The 9,135-nt window shown below is 65.2% G+C and carries 11 protein-coding genes; 4 read left to right on the forward strand and 7 right to left on the reverse strand.

Annotation, left to right across the window (positions count from 1 at the left end; genetic code table 11):
* The 4 genes from VML93_RS17165 to VML93_RS17180 all read right to left on the reverse strand — a co-directional run.
* A partial coding sequence (locus VML93_RS17165) for a tetratricopeptide repeat protein (RefSeq protein WP_325612455.1) occupies positions 1–432 on the reverse strand: 432 nt, incomplete at its 3' end.
* Positions 433–445: 13 nt separating this feature from the next.
* Complete coding sequence (locus VML93_RS17170; protein ID WP_325612458.1) at positions 446–1,345, reverse strand: alpha/beta hydrolase; 900 nt, start codon at positions 1,343–1,345, stop codon at positions 446–448.
* A gap of 31 nt (positions 1,346–1,376) precedes the next feature.
* Positions 1,377–2,609, reverse strand: coding sequence for an acyl-CoA dehydrogenase family protein (locus VML93_RS17175; RefSeq protein ID WP_325612460.1), 1,233 nt, complete (start codon positions 2,607–2,609; stop codon positions 1,377–1,379).
* A 155-nt stretch (positions 2,610–2,764) separates the two neighbouring features.
* Positions 2,765–3,019: a hypothetical protein gene (locus VML93_RS17180; RefSeq protein ID WP_325612461.1), complete on the reverse strand. Its 255-nt coding sequence runs from the start codon at positions 3,017–3,019 to the stop codon at positions 2,765–2,767.
* Positions 3,020–3,109: 90 nt separating this feature from the next.
* Between VML93_RS17180 and VML93_RS17185 the strand changes: the two genes are divergently transcribed.
* The gene (locus VML93_RS17185; RefSeq protein ID WP_325612462.1) at positions 3,110–3,640 is read left to right on the forward strand and encodes a nuclear transport factor 2 family protein; all 531 of its coding nucleotides are present in this window, start codon (positions 3,110–3,112) and stop codon (positions 3,638–3,640) included.
* A 7-nt stretch (positions 3,641–3,647) separates the two neighbouring features.
* Entirely contained in the window at positions 3,648–4,757 is a 1,110-nt protein-coding gene (locus tag VML93_RS17190; RefSeq protein WP_325612464.1) for an NAD(P)-dependent oxidoreductase, read from the forward strand.
* Here the strand turns inward: VML93_RS17190 and VML93_RS17195 are convergent.
* Positions 4,751–5,353 (reverse strand): GNAT family N-acetyltransferase, encoded by a 603-nt coding sequence (locus VML93_RS17195; RefSeq protein ID WP_325612466.1) that lies wholly within the window; start codon positions 5,351–5,353, stop codon positions 4,751–4,753. The two genes, VML93_RS17190 and VML93_RS17195, sit on opposite strands and share 7 nt — an antisense overlap.
* A gap of 107 nt (positions 5,354–5,460) precedes the next feature.
* Here VML93_RS17195 and VML93_RS17200 point away from each other — a divergent pair, with 107 nt between their 5' ends.
* Both VML93_RS17200 and VML93_RS17205 read left to right on the forward strand, forming a co-directional pair.
* A complete protein-coding gene (locus VML93_RS17200; protein WP_325612468.1) occupies positions 5,461–6,885 on the forward strand; it encodes an NAD(P)-binding protein in 1,425 nt (474 codons plus the stop codon).
* Positions 6,886–6,894: 9 nt separating this feature from the next.
* Positions 6,895–7,668, forward strand: coding sequence for an acyl-[acyl-carrier-protein] thioesterase (locus VML93_RS17205; RefSeq protein WP_325612469.1), 774 nt, complete (start codon positions 6,895–6,897; stop codon positions 7,666–7,668).
* Positions 7,669–7,693: 25 nt separating this feature from the next.
* On the opposite strand, the gene VML93_RS17210 is transcribed toward VML93_RS17205, so the two are convergent.
* Together VML93_RS17210 and VML93_RS17215 are read right to left on the reverse strand one after the other, a co-directional pair.
* Complete coding sequence (locus VML93_RS17210; RefSeq protein WP_325612471.1) at positions 7,694–8,518, reverse strand: hypothetical protein; 825 nt, start codon at positions 8,516–8,518, stop codon at positions 7,694–7,696.
* Positions 8,515–9,129 carry a TetR/AcrR family transcriptional regulator gene (locus tag VML93_RS17215; RefSeq protein ID WP_325612472.1) on the reverse strand — a complete coding sequence of 205 codons (615 nt, stop codon included), beginning with the start codon at positions 9,127–9,129 and terminating at the stop codon, positions 8,515–8,517. Before VML93_RS17215 ends, VML93_RS17210 begins: the two co-directional genes overlap by 4 nt.
* Positions 9,130–9,135: the final 6 nt, after the last annotated feature.

Here is a 9,135-nt window from a genome sequence, read left to right on the forward strand (position 1 = left end):
GGCCAGCGCCGTCATTGCGTCGGCGTAGGTGCCGAGACCCGACTGCAGGGCTTTCGTGTCGTGCGGGTCGTCGGTCGGAAAGCGAGCCGCAAGGGCGACGATCAGCCCTTGCTCGACGGGGCTGGCCCGGCCCCGGGCGGCCCACTGAAGTTCCATGCGCGCGCGAGCCAGCGACGACGTAAGGTCGACCCGGTCGAACGCCTCCCAGGCCTTGTTGTAATTAGGCCCAACCGAATACGCGATCCCCCAATGCGCCACGGCCAGGGCCGGATCGAATTCCAGAGCCCGCTCAAAGCAGCGGATCGCCTCTTCATGGTTGAACGCGTATGCCCATACCATGCCGCGGTCGAACCAGATCTGCGCTTGCGCGGAAGGGGTTGCGATCGGCCGGTGGTAGGAGCCGAGGTCAAAATACTGCTCGTCAGCAGTCATGTATGCACACTACTCAAGTGCGGCTGCTGCGCAGGCGCTGGACGATAATCGCCCGCGCAGCACGGCCTTCCGGAGTGGGCGTCAGCGGATAGACATGCAACAAGCCCGGCTGTTCGACGTACTCGACATCTACGCCTGCGGCAGTGGCCTTTTGGGCCAGCAACCGCGCGTCGGGGTTCAGGATGTCACGGGTACCGGTGAATACAGTCAACGGCCCCAGACCGGTCAGATCACCCGCAAGTGGACTCGCAAGGGGATCGGTCAGCGACAGCTCACCACGCCATCGATCGGCAAACGCCAGCAGCGCCTCGCGTCCCAGCCAGGGGTCAGCCAGCTCGGCCGCGTTGATATCCGGATTGGCCAACGACAGATCCAGCACCGGCGAGATCAACACGGTCCTCGGAAGAGTCATTGCGTGGACGTCGCGCAGCGATAACGCCGCCGACAACGCCATCTGCCCGCCCGCTGAGTCGCCGGCCAGACAAACGCTATGGCCAGCTGACGCGCATTCTGCGGCTAATTCGACGATCACCGGCATGACGTCCGCGGCGGTGGCGAACGGCGTCAACGGATAGATCGGAACGATCACCCGCACCTGCGCCTCGGCTGCGATTTGAGCAGCCAATTGCCAATGTTGTGAAGTGATTTCATTCACCCACGCACCACCGTGCAGGTAGACGACACTCCGTGTCACTGTGCCGGTCTTGGGAGTCACGGTGTAGAGGGGCCAACCCGCTCGGCGCTGGACCTGGACATCCACATCAGTGCGCAACCGAGTTGGTGGACCGAACGGCTGCGGCCGCAGCGCCCGCTGGTCGAGGTGCTCACGGGCGGTTTGGGCGCTCGCGTAGACGCGCCCCCTGCCCGTGAAGCGAAGCAGCGCCGGCATCAGCCGACTGGCAAGACTGGTCAACTACGCGTCCCTTCCACCGGCGTCTAGTGTTTCAGGACAGCCTGTTTCGCCGTACCTGGTTGAACGGCACGCCGCGGTCTGCGGCGTACTCCCGGGGAAGGTTCAACACCCGCTCGGCGATGACGTTGCGCGCCATTTCGGAGGTGCCGCCACCGATGCTGGCGATCTGACGGCCAAGATAGCGCTTGCCGACGTCGAGCAGTTGCGCGCCGTCCTCGACCACGGCCGCCGAACCCGCGACGGCCAGGCCGGTATCGGTTTCGACATGGTGGACCGCGGCCATGTACAACCTGATGATCGATCCCGCCGCGGGCGGCAGGGCCCCGTTGGCCACCGCGTGGAAGACATGCTCACTAAGCTGCCCCTGAACCGCCCGATGGACCAGGGCTCGGCCGACCAGCTCGCAGGCGCGTTCGCTGTCGACTTGATTCGCGCTTTGCAGCACCGCGACCAGATCGATCGAGACATCTTCTGCCTCAGCGATTCCGGGCCCGCTGGTGTATTCCGAGCCGTCGCCCATGGCGCGGCGCTCGTGATACATCTGCCGCGACGCCACCTCCCAACCCTTGCCTGGTCCGCCGACCACGGCGTCGTCAGCGACCTCGACGTCGTCAAAGAACTCCTCACAAAATTCGGTCGAGCCGTTGACCTGCTGGACGCGGTTGATCGTTATCCCCGGATGGCCGAGCGGCACCAGGAACATCGTCAGCCCGTCGTGTTTGGGAACCTCCCAGTCGGTCCGGGCCAGGCATAGGCCGTAGTCCGCGGCGAATGCCCAGGTGCTCCACGTCTTGGCGCCGTTGATGACCCATCGTCCGTCCCGGTGGTCGGCGCGGGTGATGACACCGGCGAGGTCCGAGCCACCGCTGGGTTCCGACAGCAGCTGGACCAGCACCTCCTCGCCCCGCAGCGCAGCCGGGATGTGAGCGCGCTTCTGTTCCTCGCTACCCATGTCGAGGATCGTTGCGCAGCAAATGGCGAACGACGGGACGTTGAGAATCAGCGGTGTCTCGTAGGCGAGGCACTCGGCGTCGAAGGCCTTCTTGTACTCGTAGCCCAGTCCAAGCCCACCGTACTCGCGGGGAAAGCAGATGCCCGCAAAGCCTCCGTCCCACAAGGCTTTTTGCAGTTCGCGCGCCCGTGCCCAGGCCTCTTCTCCGTCACGCGAGCCGAGCGCCGGGTTGTCGGGATCGAGGAGCGGCAGGTTGGCCACCAACCAGGACCTGGCCCGGCTGCGAAATTCCTCGACCGACTCAGCAACCACGGCTTTGAATCCGTCTGCGCGTCATCGCCGATGGCCTCCCGCCGCGACGGTGCTGAGCGATCGCCCAACAGTGCGTAAGACTGTACCGCACCCGCCCGGGCTATTCCGGTGACTCATCCGGGTCTGGTTCGGGTTCGGGCTCGGCAGCGGACTGCTCATCTTGGATGTTCGCCGCGGCAAGGAACCCGGCGATCGTACCGAACAACGTGAAGCCGGGCCGCCTTGACGGCGGCGTCAGCGTCCGACCAGGCCAATAACAGGGCAAAGCCGGCCACGCTCAAGAGTCCATAGAGCTTGACCAGGGAAGACGATATTCCGCGACGTTCCCGGTTCCTCGTCACCAGGCGCATGATGATCACGCCCGCCAGGACGAGCACGACGATGACGCCGGTAATGATCACCTTGGCCATTGCGGTAGCTTAGTGGTTTACAGTTTCAGCGTTAAATGTCACGCTTCGCGCACCGTCGGGAAGCACTGATCGCCAAGAAACGAGCCGACAATGACGGAGCCCGCGCAGCAGCTGAGCGTCAACGACGACGCCACCACACTGCTGGCCATCGAGTCCATCAAGCAGCTCAAAGCCCGCTACTGCCGATACCTCGACACCAAGGACTGGGCCGCCTGGCGGACGATCTTCACCGACGACTTCGTCAGCGACACCGCGGAGGCCGGCGGCAAGTTGATCGTCGGGGCCGACGACTTCGTGGCCTTCACCCGAAAGAACATCGGACGGCGGTCGCAGGCCACCGCGCATCAGGTGCATGCCCCGGAGATCGAGCTGACGTCGGCGACGACGGCGCGCGGGGTGTGGGCACTGCAAGACGTCGTCCGGTTCGGAGCCGGCGTGAGTCTGGTTGGTTACGGCCACTACCACGAGACCTACGAGAAGACCGACGGGCAGTGGCTTATCAAGAGCTCCAAGCTAACTCGGCTGCGGGAAGACATCGTCACTCCCCTGTTCTCGTGCTACGTCTCGGAGCGTATCCGCAACGCAACCGCCAAACTCGCCAGCCGCCTCACCGAGAAATAGCACCCGCATGACTGCAGATACCATCCTGGTCACCGGCGCGTTCGGACAGATCGGTAGGCGCTGCGCCCAGATCCTGCTCAGTCGGGGACGAACCGTCATCGCGACGGACCTGCGAACTGACGGCACCGCCGCCGTTGCGAAAAAGCTGTCGGCCGGCGAGCACGCCGGGCGGCTGATCCCGGCCTACATCGACCTGCAGGACGCAGCCGCAGTGCGCGAGCTGGTCCTGACTCATCAACCCGCAGCGATCATCCACCTTGCCGCGATCGTCTCGCCGCCGTCGTACCGCAATCCCACGCTGGCGCGGAAGGTCAATGTGGGCGGTACCGAGAACCTACTCGCGGCCGCGGGGTCGCTGCGCGATGCGCCGCTGTTTGTGATGGCCTCCAGCGCCGCGGTGTACGGATCGCGCAACCCCTATCGCCATCCCGAGCGGATCACCCCGGACACCCCGGTGGACCCCATCGACCAGTACGGGGAGGACAAGGTGCTCGCCGAGGCCGCGATCCGGGCCAGCGGCCTGCCGCACGCGCTGCTTCGGCTGGGCGGCGTCGTGTCGCCGGACGCCCACGTCGACGGCGATTATCTGCTGCTGATCCGCGCGACGCCGGGCGACAACCGCATGCACATGGTGGACGCGCGCGATGCGGCGCTGGCGTTCGCCAATGCCGTGGACCGCGGGGCCGCGGTCGCGGGCAAGGTGCTGCTCATCGGCGGTAACGAGTCGTACGTGAAGCTGCAACGCGACCTCGAGGACGACATCATGGCCGCGGTTGGGCTGGGCCGCCTGGGACCGTCGGCCAGCTTGCCGGGCGACCCCCAGGATGACCGCGGTTGGAGTTTCACCGGCTGGTACGACACCACCGAATCGCAGGCGCTGCTGGACTTCCAGCAGCACGAATGGAAGCAGTCGGTGGCGTTGGTAGCCGAGTCCCAGGCCCGGCTGCGCATGGTGTTGCGCCTGCTGGGCCCCCTCTTGCGCCCAGCGCTGCGCACGGCCCTGAAGCTTCAGCGCCGCGCCGAAGGACGCGGCCCGTATGCCGACCCGTGGACGCTGATCGTGAAGAAATACGGCACCGCTGCGCTGGCCCGCGCGGGAAGCTCGGCTGATCAATAGGTGAGCTCGTAGTGGTCGTCGTCCACCCACTCGCCGCGAACCAGCGCGGAACGTTCGGTGCGGCCGAGGTAGCTGAAGCCCAGGCGATCGAGCAACCGGATCGAGCCGGCATTGGCCGGATCCACGGAGGCCCGATACGTCGAGATCCCGGTCCCGCGCAGGCGCTCGAGCACCGCCGACACCGCCTCGGTTGCGAAGCCCTGGCCCCGCGACGTCGGCGACAGGGTGTAGCCGATCTGGGCCGACGCGCCATCCTCCGCGACCCGAACGGCAACGTCGCCCACGAGTGACCCGCCGTGCTCGATCGCAAGCTGGATCCACTCCCCCGGCACCGGCCAGCCGTCGGCATCTTGCCGGCCGATCATCCGGAGCGCGTCGTCCACCGAATAGGGCAGGTCCCAGTCCTGGTAGCGCGCGGTCTCCGGATCGTCGCGATAGGCGGCGAACACCGCAGCGTCACCCGGGGTCATCGGGCGCATCAGCAGCCGCGAGGTCCGGATCGGCGGGAAGGGCACCCCGTCATTCTCGCGGGCCCGATCGCCGGGCGTAAAGCGTTGTCGTCGAACGCGTTCCCTTAGCAGCTCGGTCGCTCTCACGACGTAAAACCTGTGTACAAAGCGATGCTGCTATTCGTAATCCTTGGCGGCTACGGGCTACCCTGTACCGGCGCAGTCGACAGATCCCCTGCTCAAAGGAGGTGCCGATGGGGGGGTCCACGAAAACCATCGAGGCCGATTACCTCGTGATCGGCGCCGGTGCCATGGGAATGGCTTTCACCGACACGCTGATCGCCGAGTCCGAGGCACGCGTGGTCATTGTCGACCGTGCCCATCAACCGGGTGGGCACTGGAACGCCGCCTACCCGTTTGTCCGGCTGCACCAACCGTCGGCGTATTACGGTGTCAACTCAAGAGCATTGGGCAACAACACTATTGACTCCTTCGGCTGGAACCAGGGACTGGGCGAACTGGCCCCCGTCGGGGAGATAACCGCCTACTTCGACGCGGTCATGCAGCAGCAGTTTCTGCCCACTGGCCGGGTTGAGTACTTTCCGATGAGCGAGTACCTCGGCGACGGGCGGATCCGGACCATGTCAGGTACCGAATATGTCGTCACTGTCAATAAACGAATCGTCGACTCAACCTATTTGCAAGCGATCGTGCCGTCGATGCGACCCGCGCCTTACTCGGTCGCACCGGGCATCGACTGCATCCCCCCGAGCGAGCTGGCGAGATACGCCCCACGAGAGCGGTACGTGATCGTCGGTGCCGGCAAGACCGGGATGGACATCTGTCTGTGGCTGCTGCGCAACGACGTCAGCCCGGAGCAGCTGACTTGGATCATGCCCCGCGATTCCTGGATCATGGACCGCGCAACGCTGCAGCCCGGGCCGACGTTCATCAAGCAATTCCGGGCCGGCTACGGCGCGACGCTGGATGCGATCGGGGCAGCCACATCGACAGACGACCTGTTCGATCGGCTGGAGAGCGCCGGAACCTTGCTGCGCCTCGACCCCTCGATACGTCCGACCATGTTTCGGTGCGCAATTCTGTCGCAGCTGGAATTCGAACAACTGCGCCGGATCGAGGACGTCGTCAGGATGGGCCACGTCCAGCGCATCGAGCCCACCGCGATCGTGCTGGACGGCGGATCGATCACGTCCTCTCCGTCGGCCCTCTACATCGACTGCACGGCTGACGGAGCGCCACAACGTCCGGCCCGGCCGATCTTCGACGGCGACCACCTGACCCTGCAGGCGGTGCGCGGGTGCCAACAGGTGTTCAGCGCCGCGTTCGTCGCCCACGTCGAATTGGCCTATGACGGCGACGAGCTGAAAAACGAGCTGTGCAAACCGATTCCACACCCGGACCGCGATCTGGACTGGATGCGCTTGACGCATTCCGATCTGTGTAATCAACGTCGCTGGCTCGACGACGACGAGCTGACCGACTGGCTCAGCACCGCACGGTTGAACCTGCTCGCCGAACTGCTCCCACCGCTGTCGCACAAGCCGCGGGTGCGCGCCCGGGTGGTGTCGATGTTCCAGAAGAAGCAGGACACCGCCATCAAGCATCTCGAAAAGCTGCTCAGCGAGCACAGTTTCGACGTTATCGACGAGCCACGCTAGAGGAGAGACGTGTCGCACAATCCCGAACGGGACCTGCCACTGGTCGGCCTACCCGACTCGGGTTACGTCTACCAAACAGGCTGGCGGCTGGCCACATCGGACATCGACGAGCACAAACGACTGCGTCTCGACGGCATCGCACGCTACATCCAGGAAGTCGGCGCCGAGCATCTCGGCGACGCCAACCTGGCCGACGTCCATCCCCATTGGATCGTTCTGCGCACCGTCATCGACGTCCTCAAGCCCATCGAGATACCGAGCGAAATCACCTTCCGTCGTTGGTGTGCAGCGCTTTCCACCCGCTGGTGCAACATGCGTGTGCAGCTCGAGGGTTCCGACGGCGGACGGATCGAAACCGAGGGTTTCTGGATCTGCATGAACAAGGACACCCTGACGCCCTCGCGCTTCACCGACGACTGCATCGCGCTTTTCGGCAGCACCACCGACAACCACCGGCTCAAGTGGCGTCCCTGGCTCACCGACCAGGCCGACAACGACCACGATGGCCACGACGGCACCGTGACGCCATTTCCGCTGCGCCGCACAGATATCGACCTCTTCGAGCACGTCAACAACACCATCTACTGGCACGGTGTGCACGAGATACTGGGCCAGGTACCCGAATTGGAGACCGCGCCGTATCGCGCCGTGCTGGAATACCGCAACCCCATCAAGTTCGGTGAATCGGTAACCATCCGTTCCGAGCGTCAGGACGACGCGGTGCGCATGCAATTCGTCGTCGGCGATGACGTGCGCGCCGCCGCCCTGGTGCGCAAGATCTAGTACCGGACTCGCCGCGCAACGTAGGTCACGGATAGGCGGCAACGCAGGCGTCGTTGGACAAGCCGGCGGCGAGCTCCTCGAGATCGAACGGCCGGCCCAGACGCGCCCGCAGCCCGGCGGTGTCGACGAGCAGGCTGATCTCGGCGGTTTGGCGCGCAAACATGCGCCCGATGAGCGGGTAGAGCCGACGCATCAATGCGCGCTCCGCCGCGGTACACCGGGCTGCGCAATACCCCACGTGACCGATCTCGTCGGTGAGAATGTCGCTGTAGAGCCGTTCGATTCGCGCTGCCACGTCCGGCTCGTCGGCGAACAGATCGACGCCGACCCGTCGCAGCTCGTCGAACATCACACAGCCGGCCATCTCGGCCGCGCCCACAAACGCGAAGCTGAGGCGTTCGGGAAGGAACACGTTGAGCTTGACGAACTGGCGCATCACCAGCGGCGGCGGGCTCACCTGGAACGGCAGACGGAAGATGTCCAGCACGTAGGCAAGCAGGCGGGTGTGGTAGTGCTCCTCGAGCTCCATGTACACCCGCTCCGGGAGTGTGTCATCGCCGCTGTTGCGCCCATAGGTCTCGCCCAGTCCCACGCCGAATCGCTCCGCCTGGTTCAGCTTGGCGGTAGCCAGCAGAAACAGCATCTCGCGATCGAGGCCGGGCTCGGGCCGGCGCCGACGAAGATTGCGCGCGAACACATTCCGGTCAATGTGACGCGCTGAGCGGACCGGGTCCGCCTCCAGTGCGGCGAAGAATTCCTCGCGGTTGGTCAGCCGGCGATTCAGCAGGTCCGCCTCGCCGTCGCGTTGCGCCAGGTAAACCCGGTAGCCGTCAATACCCGTAGCGATCATCGCTCCTCCATTCCCCTAACAACCGTTGTCACATAGCGATCCAGAAGTGCGGTCCGCGCCCGGGACGCGGGTACACCCGTGGCCAGCAACGCGAATAGTCCGGTAAGAAAAATCACCCCGAGCTCGCCCGGGTCCGCATCACGCGATACCCGTCCGGCGGTCTGCGCCTGGGTGATCACGGCGATGACGAACTCTGCCAGCGGGTGCTCACCCAATTGGTCCTCGACCGGACGGGTTGACGAAAAGTGCAGGCCCAGCATGTCTCTGAAGACCACGGGGCCCAATCGTCGCTCGGCGGCCAGCACCTGGCGCACCAGCAGCTTCAGCACCGACATCAGATCCGGATCCGCCGCGGGCGTAGCGAGTTTCGCCACGATCGTGGCCTCTTCGGCCCACTCCAATTCCACCAGCACGTGCTCCTTGGTCGGGAAGTGGAAATAGAACGTGCCGCGCGACACTCCCGACGCCGTAGCGATCGTCGCAACATCGGCACCGGCCAAGCCGGACCGGCCGATCTCGGCCACCGCGGCCTCGAACACTCGTGCCCGCGTCTGCAGCCGCTGGGCGTCACGCGCCCGCAGAGCGGGCCCGCCAGACTGGGTGGCGGGCATCGTCGA

The organism is Mycobacterium sp. (assembly GCF_035499775.1).
Lineage (GTDB): Bacteria > Actinomycetota > Actinomycetes > Mycobacteriales > Mycobacteriaceae > Mycobacterium.

Coding starts and splice junctions, on each gene's coding strand:
- VML93_RS17180 (WP_325612461.1), bottom strand. CDS start 3,019: ATGGCCAAGGTGATCATTACCGGCGTCATCGTCGTGCTCGTCCTGGCG.
- VML93_RS17185 (WP_325612462.1), top strand. CDS start 3,110: ATGACGGAGCCCGCGCAGCAGCTGAGCGTCAACGACGACGCCACCACA.
- VML93_RS17190 (WP_325612464.1), top strand. CDS start 3,648: ATGACTGCAGATACCATCCTGGTCACCGGCGCGTTCGGACAGATCGGT.
- VML93_RS17200 (WP_325612468.1), top strand. CDS start 5,461: ATGGGGGGGTCCACGAAAACCATCGAGGCCGATTACCTCGTGATCGGC.
- VML93_RS17210 (WP_325612471.1), bottom strand. CDS start 8,518: ATGATCGCTACGGGTATTGACGGCTACCGGGTTTACCTGGCGCAACGC.
- VML93_RS17215 (WP_325612472.1), bottom strand. CDS start 9,129: ATGCCCGCCACCCAGTCTGGCGGGCCCGCTCTGCGGGCGCGTGACGCC.